The organism is Micromonospora sp. CPCC 205561, from assembly GCF_036906775.1.
GTDB lineage: Bacteria > Actinomycetota > Actinomycetes > Mycobacteriales > Micromonosporaceae > Micromonospora.
This window is the reverse complement of record NZ_JBAKHV010000087.1, coordinates 1-17,705: the sequence shown is the minus strand read 5'-3', so window position 1 is coordinate 17,705 and position 17,705 is coordinate 1. Positions and strand designations below refer to the sequence as shown.

21 protein-coding genes are annotated in these 17,705 nt (G+C 75.2%); 10 read left to right on the top strand and 11 right to left on the bottom strand.

Annotated features, from left to right (window positions below; translation table 11 throughout):
* Positions 1–36 precede the first annotated feature (36 nt).
* From V6V16_RS26830 to V6V16_RS26820, 3 genes are all read right to left on the bottom strand, one after another.
* The gene (locus V6V16_RS26830) at positions 37–750 is read right to left on the bottom strand and encodes a histidine phosphatase family protein (protein WP_334566538.1); all 714 of its coding nucleotides are present in this window, start codon (positions 748–750) and stop codon (positions 37–39) included.
* A gap of 112 nt (positions 751–862) precedes the next feature.
* Positions 863–1,699, bottom strand: a complete 837-nt coding sequence (locus V6V16_RS26825; RefSeq protein WP_334566536.1) for an undecaprenyl-diphosphate phosphatase — start codon at positions 1,697–1,699, stop codon at positions 863–865.
* Positions 1,696–2,748, bottom strand: coding sequence for an LLM class F420-dependent oxidoreductase (locus V6V16_RS26820; RefSeq protein WP_334566534.1), 1,053 nt, complete (start codon positions 2,746–2,748; stop codon positions 1,696–1,698). Before V6V16_RS26820 ends, V6V16_RS26825 begins: the two co-directional genes overlap by 4 nt.
* Positions 2,749–2,924: 176 nt before the next feature.
* Between V6V16_RS26820 and V6V16_RS26815 the strand changes: the two genes are divergently transcribed.
* On the top strand, positions 2,925–3,896 hold the full coding sequence (locus V6V16_RS26815) for an aldo/keto reductase (protein ID WP_334566532.1): 972 nt from the start codon (positions 2,925–2,927) through the stop codon (positions 3,894–3,896).
* Between the two features lie 103 nt (positions 3,897–3,999).
* On the opposite strand, the gene V6V16_RS26810 is transcribed toward V6V16_RS26815, so the two are convergent.
* The 3 genes from V6V16_RS26810 to V6V16_RS26800 are packed head-to-tail and all read right to left on the bottom strand — an operon-like array spanning position 4,000 to position 6,309.
* Complete coding sequence (locus V6V16_RS26810; RefSeq protein WP_334566530.1) at positions 4,000–4,899, bottom strand: hypothetical protein; 900 nt, start codon at positions 4,897–4,899, stop codon at positions 4,000–4,002.
* A 22-nt stretch (positions 4,900–4,921) separates the two neighbouring features.
* The gene (locus tag V6V16_RS26805) at positions 4,922–5,983 is read right to left on the bottom strand and encodes a WXG100 family type VII secretion target (protein WP_334566528.1); all 1,062 of its coding nucleotides are present in this window, start codon (positions 5,981–5,983) and stop codon (positions 4,922–4,924) included.
* Positions 5,980–6,309: a hypothetical protein gene (locus V6V16_RS26800; protein WP_334566525.1), complete on the bottom strand. Its 330-nt coding sequence runs from the start codon at positions 6,307–6,309 to the stop codon at positions 5,980–5,982. Before V6V16_RS26800 ends, V6V16_RS26805 begins: the two co-directional genes overlap by 4 nt.
* Before the next feature lie 93 nt (positions 6,310–6,402).
* Between V6V16_RS26800 and V6V16_RS26795 the strand changes: the two genes are divergently transcribed.
* The 3 genes from V6V16_RS26795 to V6V16_RS26785 all read left to right on the top strand — a co-directional run bounded on the left by V6V16_RS26795 (position 6,403) and on the right by V6V16_RS26785 (position 8,114).
* Complete coding sequence (locus V6V16_RS26795; RefSeq protein ID WP_334566524.1) at positions 6,403–6,822, top strand: YbaB/EbfC family nucleoid-associated protein; 420 nt, start codon at positions 6,403–6,405, stop codon at positions 6,820–6,822.
* On the top strand, positions 6,819–7,769 hold the full coding sequence (locus tag V6V16_RS26790) for an SseB family protein (protein ID WP_334566522.1): 951 nt from the start codon (positions 6,819–6,821) through the stop codon (positions 7,767–7,769). The genes V6V16_RS26795 and V6V16_RS26790 overlap by 4 nt, the downstream gene beginning before the upstream one ends.
* 153 nt (positions 7,770–7,922) lie before the next feature.
* Entirely contained in the window at positions 7,923–8,114 is a 192-nt protein-coding gene (locus V6V16_RS26785) for a DUF5703 family protein (RefSeq protein WP_121399254.1), read from the top strand.
* A gap of 55 nt (positions 8,115–8,169) precedes the next feature.
* Here V6V16_RS26785 and V6V16_RS26780 read toward each other — a convergent pair whose 3' ends face one another.
* Entirely contained in the window at positions 8,170–8,820 is a 651-nt protein-coding gene (locus V6V16_RS26780; RefSeq protein WP_334566514.1) for a hypothetical protein, read from the bottom strand.
* Between the two features lie 61 nt (positions 8,821–8,881).
* Entirely contained in the window at positions 8,882–10,210 is a 1,329-nt protein-coding gene (locus V6V16_RS26775) for a M20/M25/M40 family metallo-hydrolase (RefSeq protein ID WP_334566512.1), read from the bottom strand.
* A gap of 182 nt (positions 10,211–10,392) precedes the next feature.
* Here V6V16_RS26775 and V6V16_RS26770 point away from each other — a divergent pair, with 182 nt between their 5' ends.
* The 3 genes from V6V16_RS26770 (at position 10,393) to V6V16_RS26760 (ending at position 12,363) form a co-directional block, all read left to right on the top strand.
* On the top strand, positions 10,393–11,001 hold the full coding sequence (locus V6V16_RS26770; RefSeq protein WP_334566510.1) for a hemerythrin domain-containing protein: 609 nt from the start codon (positions 10,393–10,395) through the stop codon (positions 10,999–11,001).
* A gap of 104 nt (positions 11,002–11,105) precedes the next feature.
* Positions 11,106–12,101 (top strand): LysR family transcriptional regulator, encoded by a 996-nt coding sequence (locus tag V6V16_RS26765; RefSeq protein WP_334566508.1) that lies wholly within the window; start codon positions 11,106–11,108, stop codon positions 12,099–12,101.
* Between the two features lie 19 nt (positions 12,102–12,120).
* Positions 12,121–12,363: a hypothetical protein gene (locus tag V6V16_RS26760; RefSeq protein ID WP_334566506.1), complete on the top strand. Its 243-nt coding sequence runs from the start codon at positions 12,121–12,123 to the stop codon at positions 12,361–12,363.
* Positions 12,364–12,414: 51 nt separating this feature from the next.
* Here the strand turns inward: V6V16_RS26760 and V6V16_RS26755 are convergent, their stop codons facing one another.
* The 3 genes from V6V16_RS26755 to V6V16_RS26745 are packed head-to-tail and all read right to left on the bottom strand — an operon-like array spanning position 12,415 to position 15,501.
* On the bottom strand, positions 12,415–12,765 hold the full coding sequence (locus V6V16_RS26755; protein WP_334566503.1) for a DUF3140 domain-containing protein: 351 nt from the start codon (positions 12,763–12,765) through the stop codon (positions 12,415–12,417).
* Complete coding sequence (locus tag V6V16_RS26750; protein ID WP_334566501.1) at positions 12,765–12,932, bottom strand: hypothetical protein; 168 nt, start codon at positions 12,930–12,932, stop codon at positions 12,765–12,767. The genes V6V16_RS26755 and V6V16_RS26750 overlap by 1 nt, the downstream gene beginning before the upstream one ends.
* A gap of 13 nt (positions 12,933–12,945) precedes the next feature.
* The gene (locus V6V16_RS26745; RefSeq protein WP_334566498.1) at positions 12,946–15,501 is read right to left on the bottom strand and encodes an ATP-dependent Clp protease ATP-binding subunit; all 2,556 of its coding nucleotides are present in this window, start codon (positions 15,499–15,501) and stop codon (positions 12,946–12,948) included.
* Between the two features lie 175 nt (positions 15,502–15,676).
* Here V6V16_RS26745 and V6V16_RS26740 point away from each other — a divergent pair, with 175 nt between their 5' ends.
* The 3 genes from V6V16_RS26740 to V6V16_RS26730 all read left to right on the top strand — a co-directional run.
* The gene (locus tag V6V16_RS26740) at positions 15,677–16,081 is read left to right on the top strand and encodes a hypothetical protein (RefSeq protein ID WP_334566495.1); all 405 of its coding nucleotides are present in this window, start codon (positions 15,677–15,679) and stop codon (positions 16,079–16,081) included.
* 124 nt (positions 16,082–16,205) lie between these two features.
* On the top strand, positions 16,206–16,466 hold the full coding sequence (locus tag V6V16_RS26735; RefSeq protein ID WP_089000636.1) for a hypothetical protein: 261 nt from the start codon (positions 16,206–16,208) through the stop codon (positions 16,464–16,466).
* Between the two features lie 9 nt (positions 16,467–16,475).
* The coding region (locus V6V16_RS26730) for a hypothetical protein (protein WP_442934162.1) at positions 16,476–17,705 on the top strand (1,230 nt) is incomplete at its 3' end.

Sequence of the window (17,705 nt, the reverse complement as noted above, 5' to 3'; positions counted from 1 at the left end):
GACGCCGCCGCGCGGGGGCGAGGCGCCGCCGGGCGGTCACCGGCCCGCTCCCGCGCCGCCGCCGACCGGCGCGTCGGATTCGGCGGCACCGGCCGCCCGCGCGGCCCGGCCACGTCGCTTACGCGGTGGCGGCACCAGCCCGGCCAGGTCGCCGCCGCTGTCGTTGAGCCGCACCAGGAACGGCCGCAGCGGGGTGTAGCGGATCGCCGTGACCGACGCCGGATCGGCCACGATCCGCTGGAAGAGATCCAGGTGTACGCCGAGCGCGTCGGCGACGATGGCCTTGATCACGTCGCCGTGGCTGCACGCCAACCAGACCGCCTCCGGGCCGTGCTCGGCGGTGACCCGGGCGTCCCACGTACGCACCGCCGCCACCGCCCGCGCCGCCGTCGCCGCCATGGCCTCCCCCTGCGGGAAGACCGCGGCGCTCGGGTGCTGCTGGACCACGGGCCAGAGCGGCTCCTTGGCGAGCTTCTTCAGCGGCTGCCCCTCCCAGGCCCCGTAGTCGCACTCGATCAGGCCCTCCTCGACCGCCGGCTCGACCCCGGGCAACGCCAGTTCCAGGGTCTGCCGGCAGCGGATCAGCGGGCTGGTCACCACGGCCGCGAGCGGCACGGCCCGCAGCCGCTCGCCGACCGCCGTCGCCTGGGCCCGGCCCGTCTCGTCCAACTCGACGGGCTGGCGTCCGGCCAGCCCGCCGTCCGCGTTCGCGGTTGTCCGGCCGTGTCGCAGAAGCAAGAGGGTCGCCACGGGACCACCCTATGACCCTGCGCCCGGCGCCGGTCGCCTGCCGGGGTACCCGGATCGGGGCACCCGCCGGCACCCACCGGGTCTCGGGGGCGGGGCCGGCGGGCGCGCGGGCTCAGGTGGCGCTGATGGTGCCGGTCATCAGCAGCGCGAGGACCAGGGTGCCCACCGCGACCCGGTACAGCACGAAGACGTACAGGGTGTGGTGGGCGACGTAGCGCAGCAGCCAGGCGATGGCCGCGTACCCGATGGCGAACGCGATGATCGTCGCGACGACCATCTGGGCCACGCTCGGCACCGACGTGCCGGGGGCCGCCGGCTCGAAGACGTCGCCGACGCTGAAGATCCCGGACATCACCACCGCCGGGATGGCCAGCAGGAACGAGTACCGCGCCGCCGCCTCCCGGGTGAGGTTGAGCAGCAGCCCGGCGGTGAGCGTGCCGCCGGAGCGGGACACCCCGGGGATCAGCGCCATCGCCTGGGCGAAGCCCATCACCACGCCGTCGCGCATCCGGAAGTGCTCCAGGCTGCGGCTCTGCCGCCCCCAGTACTCGGCGAAGGCGAGCACGAACGCGAAGACGATCAGCGTGGTGGCCACCAGCCAGAGGTTGCGCCCGGCGGTGCGGATCTGGTCCTTGAACAGGAAGCCGAACAGCCCGATCGGGATCGAGCCGACGATGACGTACCAGCCCATCCGGTAGTCGAGGCTGGCACGGACCGACTTGTCCCGGATGCCGACCAGCCACGTCCTGGTGATCCGCCAGATGTCCTTGGCGAAGTAGATCAGCACCGCCGCCTCGGTGCCCAGTTGGGTGACCGCGGTGAACGACGCCCCGGCGTCGCGGTCGAAGAAGATCGCCGAGGTGATCCGCAGGTGCCCGGACGAGCTGACCGGCAGGAACTCCGTCAGCCCCTGCACGATGCCCAGGACGATGGCCTCGATCCAGGTCACTCGCCGACTCCGGAGAGGTCCAGCGCCTCGGCGACCGCGCGCAGGGTCTGCACGCCGCTGTCCCGGTCCGCCGCGAACAGGCTCACCGACAGGGTGGTGACGCCGGCGGCGGCGTACTCCCGCATCCGCTCGGCGATGCGCTCCTTGGGGCCCAGCAGCGACGTACGATCGATGAACTCCATCGGCACGGCGGCGGCCGCGTCGCGCTGCCGCTTGGCAAGGTAGAGCTCCTGCACCTCGCGGGCGGCGTCGCCGTAGCCCATCCGGGTCGCGAGCTGGTTGTAGAAGTTCTGCTGGCGGCTGCCCATGCCGCCGACGTAGAGGGCGGCGTACCAGCGGACCAGCTCGGCGCAGGAGGCGAGGTCGTCGCCGACCACCACCGGCACCGACGGGACCACGTCGAAGCCGGCCAGCTCCTTGCCGGCCTTCGCCCGCCCGGCGCGCACCGACGCGAGCTGCTCCTCGGCGAACTCCGGCGCGTAGAAGACGGCCAGCCAGCCGTCCGCGATCTCGCCGGCCAGCTCCAGGTTCTTCGGGCCGACCGCGGCCAGGTAGATCGGGATGTGCTCGCGCGGCGGGTGGAAGCCCAGCTTCAGCGCCTTGCCCGGGCCGTCGGGCAGCGGCAGCGTGTAGAACTCGCCGTCGTAGGCGACGCTCTTGCGGGCCACGGCCAGCTTCACGATGTCGACGAACTCGCGGGTGCGCGCCAGCGGCTTGGCGAACCGTACGCCGTGCCAGCCCTCCGAGACCTGCGGGCCGGAGACGCCGAGGCCCAGCCGGAACCGGCCGCCGGAGAGCGCGTCGATGGTCGCCGCGGTCATCGCGGTCATCGCGGGGGTCCGGGCGGGGATCTGCATCACCGCGCTGCCCAGGTCGATCCGCTCCGTCTGACCGGCCATCCAGGCCAGCATGCTCGGCGAGTCGGAGCCGTAGGCCTCCGCCGCCCACACCACCGAGTAGCCGAGCCGGTCCGCCTCCTGGGCGAAGGCCAGGTGGTCGGCCGGCGTGCTCCACGCCGTCTGGTATCCGAGGCTGAGTCCGAGTCGCACTAGGTCCTCCCCCATCCGCGCACAAGTCGCACCAGGTTACGCAATGCCGCAAGGAGACCCGTCCACCGGCTCACCACAAACCGGGGGTGGCCGGGACGGTCGGAAACGCGACGCGCCCGGCAGACTTGACGGCAGCGAGGATATCGGCCGGGCCCCGTTCGAAATAAGGTTCACCCATGCAACAGCGACCGCTCGGCCGAAGCGGGCTGGCGGTTTCCCGGCTCGCGCTCGGCACCATGACGTGGGGCCGGGACACCGACGCCGACGATGCGGCCGCCCAGCTGAAGGGTTACCTCGACGCGGGCGGCAACCTGATCGACACCGCCGACGTCTACGGCGACGGCGACGCCGAGTCGGTGATCGGCTCGCTGCTGGGTTCCCTGGTGCCGCGCGATGAGCTGCTGATCGCCACCAAGGCGGGGCTGCGACCGGGCAGCGGCCGGCGGCGCGACGGCTCCCGCGGGCACCTGCTGCGCACCCTGGACTCCTCGCTGCGCCGGCTCGGCACCGACCACGTCGACCTGTTCCAGCTGCACGGCTACGACCCCGACACCCCGTTGGAGGAGACGCTCGCCGCGCTCGACCACGCGGTGGCCAGCGGCCGGGTCCGCTACGTCGGGGTGTCGAACTTCGCCGGCTGGCAGACCGCGCGGGCGGCCGCCTGGCAGACGGCCTGGCCGGGGCGGGCTCCCGTGGTGGCCGCGCAGGTGGAGTACTCGCTGCTGGAGCGGGGCGTGGAGCGGGAGGTGCTGCCCGCCTGCGACGCCCTCGGGCTGGGGGTGCTGCCCTGGTCGCCGCTGGGCCGCGGGGTGCTCACCGGCAAGTACCGGCACGGCCGACCGGCCGACTCGCGGGCGGCCTCGCCGCACTTCGAGCGCTTCGTCGCGACCTACCTGGAGCCGCGCTGCTCCAGCATCGTGGAGGCGGTCGCCACCGCCGCCGGCGGCCTGGGCGTCTCGCCGCTGGAGGTGGCGCTGGCCTGGATCCGCGACCGGCCCGGGGTGGTCGCGCCGATCCTCGGGGCGCGGACCGTCGGGCAGCTGCTCGGCGCGCTCCAGGTCGAGCGGATGACCCTGCCGGAGGAGATCGTCACCGCCCTGGACGACGTGTCGGCCGTGCCGGTCGGCTATCCCGAGCGCGACGGCTGACCACTCGCGGCCCGGGGGCGACCGCTTGCCACTCGGGCGCGACCGCTTGCCACTGGCGCCGGGCCCGGCGCCGCTGCGCCGTGCGGGGCGCCGGCCGGCCGGCTCAGGCCGCGGGGCGCCGGCCGGGCAGCTCGCGTACGGCGGCGAGGAAGCGGAACTGGTCGTCCCGGGTGGCGGGGTTGACGATCCGGATCCAGGACCCGTCGTCGAACGCGACGGTGGACGGGAACTGCATGAGGCGGGCGCCCCCGTGCTCGGAGTCGATCCGGGCGACGCGCCGCCGCTGCACGCTCCAGAGCACGTGGGGACGCCGCCGGTCCTCCCTGCCGGGGTCGGGGCGGCGGCCCATCCGCAGCAGGTGCAGGTGGGTGTCGGTGACCACCAGCGGGGTCCCGGTGTAGCGCTCCAGGAAGAGCAGCAGACTGCCGGCGAGGGTGGCCAGGTCGCCGCTGAAGACGTACCGCCGCCGGTAGGCGATCTCCGCGAGCTGGTCGGCCAGCGGCCGGTGGCGGCTGAGCCGGAACAGCGCCCGGAACGCCTCCTGCTCGGCGGTGAGCGGCAGCGGCTGCCGGGGTGCGGCGCCCGGCGCGGGCTCCGCCTCGACGGCCTCCGGCGCGCCGGCGGCGAGGACGGCGGCGCGGCCCGGCAGCAGCAGCACGCCCGTGGCGATCCGCACGGGCGTCATCACCGCGTCCACCCAGGCGACCGGGTTGACGACGTTGAGCAGCCCGAAGAGCGCGCGCGGGTCGAGCGCCTCGGCCAGCTCCGCCTCCACCCGGTCGGCGAGCTGGCTGCCGGCCCGATGGTTCTCCGGGGCCCGCACCGGCGCCAGGCCGACGTAGCGGATCTCCTGCCCGGGCAGCAGCGGAGCGACCAGGGCGCGCTCCGGCTCGTCCGTGGTGCGGAACTCCTCGCGCAGCTCCCGGGCCCTGTCCCGCGCCATCCGCGCCCCGCCGAGCACCGCGTCGGTCAGCCGGCCCAGCCGGCCGCGTCCCTCGGACACGGGCCACCCCCTCGATCGGCCGTCACCTGCCGGCCGGCTGGTCCGCCGGCGGCTGCCCGAAGACATTCTGGTCGATCCACTCGGCGCCGCCCCGCACCGCCGCGTCGACCTTGTCGCCGACCTGCTCCGAGCCGGGCACCGACAGGCCAGAGACCATCGCCACGCCGCCCCAGGTGGCGCCGTGCACCACGGAGTTCGGGATGTTCCACGGCAGGTTGGTGACCCAGTCCCGGCCGATCGTCCGGGCGCCGTCGGCCATGCCGTGCGTCCGCAGCGCCCCGAGACGTTCGAAGGTGCTCATGTCGAACGGCGAACCGGATCTGCCGAGCTTCCAGGTGCCCTTCGCCGGGTCGGTGAACCTGTGGTGCCACTTGTCGGCGTCGCCGGCGGCGCGGCGCCGGTCGGCGTACTTCTGCCCGGCGCGCAGCGCCTTCTGCTTGTCGACCAGCTTGTCCAGGTGGTTGCGGAGCTTGCGCAGGTGGAGCAGGACCCGCTGCAACAGCCGGACGACCTTCTGCAGGTGCGCCGCCAGCGGTCGGATGATCTTCAGCATCCGGGTCAGGGCGATCATGCCCCGGGTGACCCCCAGCGCCACGCCGGCCGCCCAGGACGCCCCCGCGGTGAACGGGGCCATCAGCAACGCGGTGACGAGCGTGACCAGCAGGAAGTTGACGAACTCCACGCAGATGTCGACGAGCACGTCGTGCACGGTCTGCAGCGCGTCGGCTACCCCGCGCAGGTATTCGGCGGTGGCGGTGAACTGCTCGGCGACGTCCAGCAGCTGCTGCTCGACCTCGGCCATCCGCCGCCCGTACGCCTGGCCGGACGGCGAGCGCCAGCCGGCCTGCTCGGCCTCGCGTACGCCGCGGTGGCTCGTCGCCAGCTCGCGGACCCGCGCGGAGAGGACGTCCCACTCACCGGCCTTGGCGCGCAGCGCCGCCGGCTCGCCGTCGACGAGGTCGACGAGCTGGATCAGCGGCCAGGCCAGGGCCCGACAGACGCTGTCGACCGCCTTGTCCACGCCGGAGAGCGCGTTGTCGACGCCGTTCCAGAGCTCGACGGCGGACCCCGCCGGCCCGCTCACCGGCCCGTCCCGGCGCCGATGGCCTTGAACGACGCGTCGATGTCCTGCTCGTTGCGCTCGTACGCCTCGGCAGTCCCGGCGAGCGCCCCGCCGACGCGTTCGAACGCGTCGTGGCCGGAGCGGAACAGCTCCGAGCCGCCGGTGACCTGCTCGGCGTACTTCTCCCGGAGCAGGTCGCTGACGAAGGGCAGGTGCCCGAAGGCCCCGTCGGGGAGGTCTCCCGCGGACGTGATCCCGGACTCCAGCGCGGTCAGCGCGGTGGCCACCCGCTTCGCCGCCGCCTCCAGTCGCCGTACCGCCTGCACGTCGACGTCGATGTCAGGCACGCCGTTCCTCCCCCACTAGCCCGGCGGGGACGACGATACGATCATGCGGCTGCGGGCCGCCACCCCGGCCCGCGCCGCGTACGGGAGGTTCTCATGTCTGACCCGCTGTCCGCGTTCGACGCCCTCGCCGGACGGCTCGCCGACATCGAACGCCGCTTCGCCGGCCTCAAGGACGACCTGGACGAGCTCAGCGGCACCGCCACGGACGACAGCGGGCTGGTCTGCGCCACCGTCGACGCCACCGGCGAGCTCACCGACCTCAGCCTCGCCCCGACCGCGCTGCGCGTGGGCACCGAGGACCTCGCGGCGATGGTGCTGCAGGCGTACCGGCAGGCCCGCACGTTGGCGGCCGAGCGGCTCGACGAGCGCACCGAGGGCCTCGACGCGACGCTCGGCGCGGGCCTGGAGGGCATCTTCGGCACCCCCGGCGACTTCACCTCGATGGGCCGGCTGGAGGAGGCGATGGGCCGGCTCGGGCGGCTCGACGGCCGGCTGCCGGGGCCGCCGGCATGACGCCGGCGGAGTGGCCCGACATCGTCGCCCGGCTGCACGACACCCTGTCGGGCTGCGACCACGACACCGACCTGGAGGTCGCCGCCGGGCCCCGCCGGCTGCACCTGATGGTGCGCCGGGACACCGTCCGGGGGGTCTGCCCGCCCTACGACGAGCGATGCCTGGCCGAACTCGGCTGGCGGGCGCCACGGGGGGCCGGCGGCTGGTGGTACGAGACGCCACGCACCGCCGAGGACCTGCGCTGGTGGAGCGACTTCGCCACGCGGACCGCCGCCGCGGTGCTCAGCACCCGGCCGGGCGCCCTGTCCTGCCAGGTCCTGCCGCCCACCGGCCCCCGGGTGCGGCCGGAGCCGACCCTGCCGACGACGCCCCGGACCCCGGTGGCGCGACCGCCCGCACCACCGGCGGTGGCCGGCACCGCGCCGGTCGCGTCCGGGTCGGGGGCGACTCCCGCGACCGGGCCCGTCGCGGCGTCTCCGACCGGGCCCGTGGCCGCCTCCCCGACCGGGCCCGTGGCCGCGCCCCCGACCGGGCCCGTGGCCGCCGACGAGGCGGGGGACGACGCCGTCCCGGACGCTCCGTCCGTGCTCGATCTGCTCGGCGCGGCCGCCGCGCGGCGGGAGCTGCCCCGCTACCTCGGCGCCCTCGCCGCCGCAGCGGTCTGCGTGCCGCTGGCGGCGGAGCCGGGGCCGGGGCATGACCTGGCCTGGACGGTCGTCACCGACCCGACCGGCGCGCCGCTGTTGCCCGTCTTCACCTCCCCGGACGCGCTGACCGACTTCGCCGGCGAGGGGGTGCCCTTCGCCGCGGTGCCCTGCGCGGAGCTGCTGGCGCAGTGGCCCGACCCGGCGTGGGGGCTGGTGGTCGACCCGGGCACGCCGCGCGCGCTGGCCCTGGACGCGGCGGCGCTGGCGGCCCTGCTGGCGGCGAACCCGCCGGCCCTCTGAGCGGGCCCGCCCGGCACGCCGGCCGCCCGGTCACCGGGCCGGGGGCCCGACGCCGGCCGCGACCGCCGGTCCGGAGCGCCCCGCCCGGCGCAGCGGCGCGGGTCACCCGCGAGGGGGTGGCAAACGCGCTCCGGGCTGGGCAGCATAGGGCTCATGGACTACGAGTACGCGCCGCTGCGGTTGCCGCCCGACGTCGACCGGTTGACCGCAGCGGCGCAGTTGGCGATCCAGGCGGAGTTCTCCGGGTGGGAGCTGGCCCGGGTACGGCTGTACCGCGACGGCACCCGCCAGGTGGTGCTGCGCCGGCGGCGGGTCAACCAGCCGCAGCCCGGGCTGTCGTACTGAGCACCGGAGCGGGCCCCGGGGCGGACCGTCGGGTCGGGCCCCGGGGTCGCGCCGGCTAGTGGGCGTGGTCGTGTTCCTCGTCGAGCTCCATGAAGGGGTGCTCGTCGAGCCGGCCGACCAACCGGTCGTCGGCGGCCGGCTGGAACGGGCCCACCGGGTCGTCGTCGTCGAAGGACTCCAGGTCGACCGGGGTGCCGACCTCGCTGACCATCACCACGCCGTCGAGCGGCTCCAGCTCCGGCACGTCGAGCGCGCCGAGCGAGCCGTCGCCGCTCTGCAACAGCTCCAGCACGGCCTCGCCGACGCCCTCGACGGGTTCCGGCTCGTCCTCGGCCGGGGTGCCCTCCCGTCGGGCCGCCTCCGCGACCCGGATCAGTGCCGACACGCTCGGCACCCGGTAGTCGCGCCGCTGGCGTACCGAGACGACCAGCGGGTGCGGGTCGGTGGGCTCCACGCCCTCCGCCGCGAAGCGCTGGTCCGCCTCCTCCGGGTCGATCGACTCGACGTCCCAGGGGGTGACCTCGCCGAAGGCGTCCAGGAGTTGCTCGTCGTACGCGCAGGACGCGTTGTTCAACGCCACGTACGCCTGCCAGACGTCGTCGTCGTCGATACGGCCCTGCGCGGCGCGGACGGCGGCCAGGTGGTGGCGGGCCGCTTCGATCACGCGCTCGAGGGCGGCGTCCAGCTCACCGTGCTGGTCGGTCATGTGGGTGAGTCCCTTCACGATCGGATGTGCCCGCCCGGGCACCGGGGTGCCGCGGCGGGGGCTAGCAGGTGCGGAGGAACCGGTCGAGAACCCGCACGCCGAACTGTAGTCCGTCCACCGGAACCCGCTCGTCGATGCCGTGGAACAACGCCGAGAAGTTCAGGTCGGCGGGCAGCCGCAGCGGCGCGAAACCGAAGCAGCGGATGCCGAGCTGCGAGAACGCCTTGGCGTCGGTGCCGCCGGAGAGCATGTACGGCACCGGCCGCGCCCCCGGGTCCTCCGCGCGCAGCGCGGCGGACATCGCCTCGACCAGGTCGCCGTCGAACGTCGTCTCCAGCGCGGGCTGGCGCTGGACGTACTCGATCGCGATGTCCGGGCCGACCAGCTCGCGCAGCTGCCGCTCCAGCAGTTCCGACTGCCCCGGCAGGCTGCGGCAGTCGATGGTGGCGGTGGCGCGGCCGGGGATGACGTTGTCCTTGTAGCCGGCGGCGAGGCGGGTCGGGTTGGCGGTGTTGCGGATCGTCGCGCCGATGATGTTGGCGATCGGCCCGAGCTTGGCGATCGCGGTCTCCGGGTCGTCCGGGTCCAGCTCGATGCCGAGCAGGTCGGAGACCTCCTCCAGGAACGCCCGCACGGTGTCGGTGACCACCACGGGGAAGCGGTGCCGGCCGATCCGCGCCACGGCCTCGGCGAGCGCGGTGACCGCGTTGTCGTCGTGCACCATCGACCCGTGCCCGGGGCGGCCCCTGGCGTGCAGGCGCAGCCAGTCGATGCCCTTCTCGGCGGTCTCGATCAGGTAGAGCCGCTGGTCGTCGTTGACCGAGTACGAGAAGCCCCCGACCTCGCCGATGGCCTCGGTGCAACCGTCGAGGAGGCCGCGGTGCCGCTCGACCAGGAAGTGCGCCCCGTAGTCGCTGCCGGCCTCCTCGTCGGCGGTGTACGCGAGCACGATGTCGCGGGGCGGGCGGACCCCGGTGCGCTGCCAGTGCCGCACCACGGCGAGCACCATCGCGTCGAAGTCCTTCATGTCGATGGCGCCCCGGCCCCACAGGTAACCGTCGCGCAGCTCCCCGGAGAACGGGTGCACCGACCACTCGTCGGCGTCGGCCGGTACGACGTCGAGGTGGCCGTGCACCAGCAGCGCCCCGCGGCCGGGGTCGGTGCCCGGGATCCGGGCGACCAGGTTGGCCCGGCCGGGCGCCGACTCGTGGATGACGGGCTCGATGCCCACCTCGGCGAGCTTCTCCGCCACGTACTCGGCGGCGAGGCGCTCCCCCGCGCTGGTGTCGTGGTCCCCGGTGTTGGTGGTGTCGATCCGCAGGAGGTCGCGGCAGAGGTCGACGACCTCTTCGGTCGGGTCGGGTCGGGCGGAGGCGGCGTCGCTCGTCATCGGTTCTTCATACCAGCCCACCGGCCCGGAGCGGCCTTCCGTCCCGCCGGGCGCCACCGCCTGCCCGGGGCGGGAACGACGACCGTCGACGGCCGGGAGCGGTTTCGCCGCCGACGCGGCCGGGTACCGCCGCTCGCGACCGCGCCCACCACGTGCTCGGCCCGCCACCAGAGGAGGGCACCATGACCGTTCCCCTGCCACCGCTGCCGCCCACCGGAGAGGACGAGGGGTTCCGGCCGGGCGGGCGCAGCATCGCCGACATCCTCGACGCCGAGCACCGGCAGCTGGCGGAGTTGCTGCGGCGGCTCACCGCCCCGGGCGCCGAGCCCGCCCCCGAACGCGGCCTGGAGGTGCTCACGGCGGCGCTGTCGCGGCACCTCTCCGCCGAGGAGCAGTACCTGCTGCCCGCCGTCCGGGCCGCCCTGCCCGACGCGGCGCGGCGGATCGACGGGGCCATCGCCGACGACAGGGCGCTGCTGACCGCGCTCAAGGGCCTCACCGAGGACGGCCTGACCGACGTCGCCGCCCGGGTCCGCCGCCACGTCGAGGAGGCGGGCGCACTGGTCGCGGCGCTGCGCGAGGTGGCGAGCGCCGAGGAGCTGATCCGCCTGGGCAACCGGCTGGAGATCGCCGAGGAGGCGGCACCGACCCGTCCGCACCCCGGCACCCCGGCGACCCCGCCGTGGAACCGGGTCGTCGAGCCCGCGGTGGGGGTGCTCGACAAGGTCCGTGACGCGGTGACGGGCCGGCCCACCTACCTGGCCGACCTGACCGAGCCTCCGGCGGGCTGAGTCGGCGCCGCGCCCCGGTGCGCGGGGGCGCGGCGACACACATCGGAAAGCGTTGATCCCCCCAGGCCCTTCCCCCGGCCGCGACGGGGTCATACCGTCACGGTATGAATCTGGAGCTGCGACACCTGAAGGTGGTCTGCGCGATCGCGGAGACGGGGAGCGTGACCAAGGCGGCGTCGGCGCTCGGCCTGGCTCAGCCGGCACTCACCGCCCAGCTTCAGCGCATCGAGCGGACCCTGGGCGGGCCACTGTTCGAACGGGACCGGCGGGGCGCCCGGCCCACCGCCCTCGGCGAGCTGGTGCTCGCCCGGGCCCGGGTGCTGCTGCCGGCGATGAAAGGGCTGCAGGACGAGGCGGCGCGGCTGGCCGGGGCCGGGAACGCGCCTCGCCGCTACCGGTTCGGCGGGGTGAACAGCCCCATCCTCGGCCGGCTCGTGCACCGCCTCGCCGCCACGCCCCCGCCGGCGCAGATCACCACGCACGCCTCCTGGTCCGCCGAGGAGCTGGCCCAGCTGGTCGGCGGCGGCCGGCTGGACTTCGCGCTGATCGGGGTGTGCGGCGACGCCACCCCGCCGGCCGAGTACGGGCTGACCTGGCGGGAGGTGGCGGTCGACCCGGTGCTCGTGCTGCTGCCCGAGCAGCACGAGCAGGCCGGCCGGGCGGAGGTGAGCCTGGTGGACCTGAGCCGGGAGCAGTGGGTGGCCGCCCCGGGCGACGGCTGCTTCGGCGACTGCTTCGCCGCCGCCTGCGCCCGCGCCGGCTTCACCCCCCGCAAGGTCTACGAGACCGACGTGCGCTGCTGCATCGACATGGTGGACTCGGGCGAGGCGATCGCGCTCTGCCAGGCCACCTTCCGCCCGGTCGCCGGGCTGGTCACCCGGATGCTGGTCGGCACGCCGCTGCGCTGGCGGCTGATGCTGGGCTGGCATCCGGACTCCCCCGCCGCCCGGGACGCCGAGCTGGTGCTGGAGACCGCGCTGGCCGCGTACACCGACTCGCTGGCGGCGCACCCGGCCTACCTGGCGTGGCTGCTGCGCAACCCGGCCTACGGGGCGCGCGGGCTGACTGTCGCCGGGGCCGCGGGGGTGCGAACGGCCTGACGCCGGGTATCAGGCGGACATGACCGATCTCTACCCCGCCGCCGACGACCGGGAAACCCTCCGACAGGCGGCCGCCGCGCACACCGCCGCCGCCCGCGACGTGGAGACCTTCCTGCGTCGCCTGCCGGAGGTGCCCGATCCCGCGGACGTCACCGAGTACGCGAACCTGCTCACCCGGGAGGAGCGGGCGCGCGGCGACCGCGAGGCGGCCGCCGACGCCGCGGGCCTGACGATCGGCAGCCTGGAGAGCGAGCACGGTTGACCGACGCCGGCGGCGCCCGGGGCTCCCGGGCGCCGCCGGCCACCGCCCGGGTCAGCGTTCGACGAGGACGTCGTGCCCCAGGTCGAGCAGCGAGTGCCGCCACTCGTCGTCGGCGTTGCCGCGCGGCGGCTTCTCCGCCATCCGGGACTCGATCTCGTCGATCGCGTCCCGCATCACCGCGATGTCCTCCGGGGTGAGGTCGACCTTGCGCTTGCTCAGCACCCGCAGGATCCGCCGGCCCAGGGCGGGCAGGTCGAGGTCCGGGTCGGGCCCGAAGGACTCCTCCCCGGAGCCCCGGGTGAGCAGCCACTGCCGCAACTGCTCCGACGGGACGTTCACCTGGGCGTGGAAGTCCTCCCAGAGCACCTCCACCTCGGGATCGAGCCGCTGCTCGCGTACCATCAGCCCTCCTCTCGACGGCGGCGGTCGGACTCCGCCGGATCCGGCTCGCCGCCCTGCTCGCCCTGGCCCTGCGGCGGCACGCGCACCCGCGCCGGGTTCGCGGTCGGCGGCGCCAGGATCGGATCGGTGCGGTCGGTCTCGTCCCGGGTCTCCTCGGGTTCGCTCATCTGCGCCCTCCGGTCATCGGGGATGGGACGTGCTGGCCGCGGTGTAGCCGCGCTCGCCGGCGGCCACGTCGAAGGCGAGCCGGCCGTCGCGGGCGTCCACGGTGACCCGCTGTCCCGGCGAGACCGCCGATTCCAGCAGCATCCGGGAGAGGTGGTTGTCCACCTCCCGCTGGATCACCCGGCGCAGCGGGCGGGCGCCGAACTCCGGCTGGTAGCCGTGCTCGGCGATCCAGTCGACGCCGGCGGCGGTGAAGTCGATCCGGATGTCCTGGGCGTGCAGCCGGCGGCGGGTCTCCTCCAGCAGCAGGCCGGTGATCTGACGCAGCTGTTCGGCCTCCAGCCGGCGGAAAATGATCACCTCGTCGATGCGGTTCAGGAACTCCGGGCGGAAGTTCTCCTGGAGCCGGCGCATCAGCCGCTCGCGCAGCTCGTCGCGCTCCTGGTCGGCGCCCTCGGCGCCGGTGCCGAAGCCGACGGCGCGCTGGGCGCCGGTGATCAGCTCGGAGCCCAGGTTGCTCGTCATGATCAGTACGGTGTTCCTGAAGTTCACCGTGCGGCCCTGGCTGTCGGTGAGCCGCCCGTCGTCGAGCACCTGGAGCAGGATGTTGAACACGTCGGTGTGGGCCTTCTCGATCTCGTCCAGCAGCACCACCGCATACGGGCGGCGGCGCACCGCCTCGGTGAGCTGGCCGGCCTCCTCGTAGCCGACGTACCCGGGCGGCGCCCCGACGAGCCGGCTGACCGTGTGCCGCTCCTGGAACTCGCTCATGTCCACCCGGACCATCCGGTCGACGTCACCGAAGAGCGCCTCCGCCAGGGCCCGGGCCAGCTCGGTCTTGCCGACGCCGGTGGGCCCGAGGAAGAGGAAGCTGCCCATCGGCCGGTCCGGGTCGGCCAGCCCGGTACGCGAGCGGCGGACCGCCTCCGCGACCGCGGTGACCGCGTCGTCCTGGCCGACCACCTTCTCGTGCAGGTGGCCCTCCAGGCGCAGCAGCCGGTCGCGTTCCTCCTCGGTGAGCTGGTTGACGGGGATGCCGGTGGACCTCGACACCACCTCGGCGATCTCCTGCGTCCCGACCTCCGGCACCTGCGAGGAGACGCCCTCGTCGCCGCGGGCCAGGCGGATCTGCTCCTCCAGCTCGGCGAGCCGGTCGCGCAGCGCGGACGCCTTCTCGTACTGCTCGTCGGCGACCGCCTGCTCCTTGTCCCGGCGTACCTCGTCGAGCTGCGTCTCCAGCTCCCGCACGTCGGAGGCGGGGGTGCGGGTGCGCAGCCGGACCCGCGCCCCGGCCTGGTCGATCAGGTCGATCGCCTTGTCGGGCAGGAACCGGTCGGTGACGTACCGGTCGGAGAGTTCGGTCGCGGCGACCAGGGCCTCGTCGGTGAACCGCACCTGGTGGTGGGCCTCGTAGCGGTCGCGCAGGCCGCGCAGGATCGCCACGGTGTCCTCGACGGTGGGCTCCGGCACGAAGACCGGCTGGAACCGGCGGGCCAGCGCCGCGTCCTTCTCGATGCTCTTGCGGTACTCGTCGAGCGTGGTCGCGCCGATCACCCGCAACTCGCCCCGGGCCAGGGCGGGCTTGAGCATGTTGGACGCGTCCATCCCGCCCTCGCTGCCCGCCCCGCCCGCGCCGACCAGGGTGTGGATCTCGTCCAGGAAGACGATCAGCTCGTCGCGGTGCGCCCGGATCTCGTCGATGACCTTCTTGAGCCGCTCCTCGAAGTCGCCCCGGTACCGGGTGCCGGCGACCAGGCCGGCGAGGTCGAGCTGGACCACCCGCTTGCCGAGCAGCGTCTGCGGCACGTCGCCGTCGCAGATCCGCTCGGCCAGGCCCTCCACGATCGCGGTCTTGCCGACGCCGGCCTCGCCGATCAGCACCGGGTTGTTCTTCGTACGCCGCGACAGGATCTCGACGGCCTGCTCGATCTCGTCCGCGCGGCCGATCACCGGGTCGATCTGGTCGTTGCGGGCAAGGTCGGTGAGGTCCTGGCCGTACTGGTCGAGGGTGGGCGTGCCGCGGTCCGGCCTCGGCCCGGTCATCGGCCCGCGCTCGGCGCTGGCGGCCTGCAACGACTCCGGCTGGATCCGGCCGGCGGCGAGCATCCGCCCGGCCGGCGACTCCGGGTTGAGCGGCAGGGCCATCAGGATGTGTTCGGGGCCGATGTAGTTGGCGCCCATCGCCCGGGAGAGCTGGTGCGCGTCGAGCAACGCCCGCTTGGCCGCCGGGGTGAGTGACAGGTTGGGCGGCACCTCGCCCCGCGGCGCGCCGTCACCCCGCCCGCCGAGCGCGTTCAGCAGCGTGTCCGGGTCGGCGCCGGCGCGGCGGACCAGGTCGCGCAGCGGTTCGCGTTGCAGCGCGGCCCAGAGCAGGTGGTCGGTGTCCAGGTCGCTGCTCTGCCGCTGGGCGGCCCGGCGGGCGGCGTCGGCCAGCATCTCCCGGGCGTCGGCGGTCATCAGCCGGGTGATGTCGACCCGGTGCGCGGGTCGGCGTCCACCCTCGCCCCGGCCGAAGTACCGGGCCAGGAACTCGTCCCAGGGGTCGGAGCCGAACTCACCGGGTCCCATCATGTCTGTCCTCCGCAGTCGGGCGCGGCACGGTCGCCAGGGGCTACCCGGCGGTCGGCCCGACAAACGCCACCACCGGCGGGGCGGACCGGGGCGCGGAGGTGAGGCCGGCGGTGGCGCGACGGGCCCGGCCCGGGCTCCCGGCCCGGTGGGCGGGCGCAGGTGGCAGGCTGGTGGGATGGAGTCGACGCCGCTGCTGATCGTGGACGCCGCGAACGTGGTGGGTTCCCGCCCGGACGGCTGGTGGCGGGACCGGGCCGGCGCGACCGCCCGGCTGCGCGACTCGCTGGCCCCGCTGGCCGCCGCCGGGCTGCCCCCCGAGCTGTCGCCCCCGGTGGAGGTGGTGCTGGTGGTGGAGGGGCGGGCACGCGACGTGCCGGGCACGGACGGCGTCCGGGTGGTCGCCGCGCCCCGGTCGGGCGACGACGCGGTGGTCGAGCTGGTGGCCGCCGCGCCGCAACGTCGGCGGCTGGTCGTCACCGCCGACCGTGAGCTGCGCGAACGGGTCACCGCGCAGGGCGCCGAGGTGTACGGGCCGCGCTGGCTGCGGGACCGGGCGAGCCCGCCCGGCGGGTCCCGTTGACCGGACTCCCGGCACCACCGGTCGACAACCGGTCAGCACGGCGGGAACACTGACAGGGCGGTTGTTCTCTCACCACAAGGGATAGGCTCTAATGGAGGCCTCCCCGCCCCCAGGAGGTTTCGCCGTGGCGAGCGTCGCCGAGCTCAAGGCAGCCATCGATGTCGCGCTCCAACAGATCGGCGACGGCCAGAGCGCCGTGCAGGCGGCCGGCGAGAAGCTGGCCGAGGCGCAGCAGACCCTGGCCGGCGCGCTGGAGGGCAGCGGGCACGAGACGGTCGAGGCGGCCCAGTCGTCGCTGACCCAGGCCAGCCAGGAGCTGGAGGAGTGCCTCGCCGCGACACTCGTCGCGGTCGAGCAGGCGCAACTCTACGTCGCGACGCTCTGAGGTCGCGCCGTGTCCATCGTCGAGGACGTCGGCGCGCAGGTCCGCGCCGCCGCCGATGACCTGCCGCTCGCCCAGCTGGCCCTGGCGCTGGAGAAGTTCGGGCTGGCCGCCGAGCGGCTGCGCTGGGTCCGACAGGAGTCGGCCGACCCGATGGGGGTGCCGGAGCTCTCCGCCGCCACCGAGCACGCCGAGACCGCCGGCTACGCGCTGCGGGTGGCGCAGGAGCAGCTGTCGGCGTACCTCGCCGCGATCGGGCTGGCCGCCGACGGCTCGCCGGCCCCGGCGTCGCCGGAGCAGCGGCGCCGCCCCCGGCACGACGCCCCGCGCGAGACGTCCCCCGGCGCCGCGACCCCCGAGCCGGCCGCCGAGGCGGCGCCGCGCCGCTGGTGGTCCGTGCGGGTGGCCGAGCTGACCGGCGGGCGGGAGGGCCCGGCCGACGACCCCGACGAGCGGGTCGACGACTCCCGGGAGCTGCTGCGCCGGGTGGTCGACGGGGTCCGCGCCGGCGACCGGGACCGGCTGCACACCGAGCTGCGCCGCGCGCACGCCGACGTCGGCCTCGGCCTGGCCGCGGTCGCCCCTCCGCTGCTGCGCGAGCTGGCCGGGGAGCTGCTCGGGCACCCGCCGCGCGCCGAGGACCTCGGCCGGCTGCACCGCGAGCTCGACGGCCGGGTGCGCGACCTGCTGCCGGGCCTGCCCCCGGCGGTGCTGGACACCCTGCTGACCCGGGTCTGCCGGATGCCCCCGACCCGGCGTGACGACGCCGCGCAGCCGCACGCGGCCGACCCGGCGGTGACCGCGGGGGTGCTCACCGGCGTGCTGCTGGCCCGGCTGGGCCGCAACCTGCCGGGCGACGACGAGCGCGACCGGCACGCCGAGGCCTCCCGGGAGCGGCGGGCCGCCGCCGAGCGCGACCGGCAGACGGCGACCGCCCGCGACCGGGCCGACGACGCCGAGTGGCAGCGCCGCGCCGCCGCCGCCAAGGGCCGGGTGGCCGAGGCCCGGGAGCGGGTCGCGGCGGCCCGGGACCGGGCCCGGCGGGCGCACGACCAGGCTGGCGCCGCCCGGGACCGGGCGGAAAAGGCGCACGACCCGGCCGGACCGGCGCGGGACGCGGCGGCACGCGGGCGGGCAGACGCGCTGCGGGACGACCCGGGGCCGGCCGGACCGGCGCGGGGACCAGGCGATCTCACTCCTGCTCCTGGTCGCGATGACCGCCGTCACCGGCAGCCTGGTGCC

Coding starts and splice junctions, on each gene's coding strand:
- V6V16_RS26815 (WP_334566532.1), top strand. CDS start 2,925: ATGCAACAGCGACCGCTCGGCCGAAGCGGGCTGGCGGTTTCCCGGCTC.
- V6V16_RS26795 (WP_334566524.1), top strand. CDS start 6,403: ATGTCTGACCCGCTGTCCGCGTTCGACGCCCTCGCCGGACGGCTCGCC.
- V6V16_RS26790 (WP_334566522.1), top strand. CDS start 6,819: ATGACGCCGGCGGAGTGGCCCGACATCGTCGCCCGGCTGCACGACACC.
- V6V16_RS26785 (WP_121399254.1), top strand. CDS start 7,923: ATGGACTACGAGTACGCGCCGCTGCGGTTGCCGCCCGACGTCGACCGG.
- V6V16_RS26780 (WP_334566514.1), bottom strand. CDS start 8,820: ATGACCGACCAGCACGGTGAGCTGGACGCCGCCCTCGAGCGCGTGATC.
- V6V16_RS26775 (WP_334566512.1), bottom strand. CDS start 10,210: ATGACGAGCGACGCCGCCTCCGCCCGACCCGACCCGACCGAAGAGGTC.
- V6V16_RS26770 (WP_334566510.1), top strand. CDS start 10,393: ATGACCGTTCCCCTGCCACCGCTGCCGCCCACCGGAGAGGACGAGGGG.
- V6V16_RS26765 (WP_334566508.1), top strand. CDS start 11,106: ATGAATCTGGAGCTGCGACACCTGAAGGTGGTCTGCGCGATCGCGGAG.
- V6V16_RS26760 (WP_334566506.1), top strand. CDS start 12,121: ATGACCGATCTCTACCCCGCCGCCGACGACCGGGAAACCCTCCGACAG.
- V6V16_RS26755 (WP_334566503.1), bottom strand. CDS start 12,765: ATGGTACGCGAGCAGCGGCTCGATCCCGAGGTGGAGGTGCTCTGGGAG.
- V6V16_RS26750 (WP_334566501.1), bottom strand. CDS start 12,932: ATGAGCGAACCCGAGGAGACCCGGGACGAGACCGACCGCACCGATCCG.
- V6V16_RS26745 (WP_334566498.1), bottom strand. CDS start 15,501: ATGATGGGACCCGGTGAGTTCGGCTCCGACCCCTGGGACGAGTTCCTG.
- V6V16_RS26740 (WP_334566495.1), top strand. CDS start 15,677: ATGGAGTCGACGCCGCTGCTGATCGTGGACGCCGCGAACGTGGTGGGT.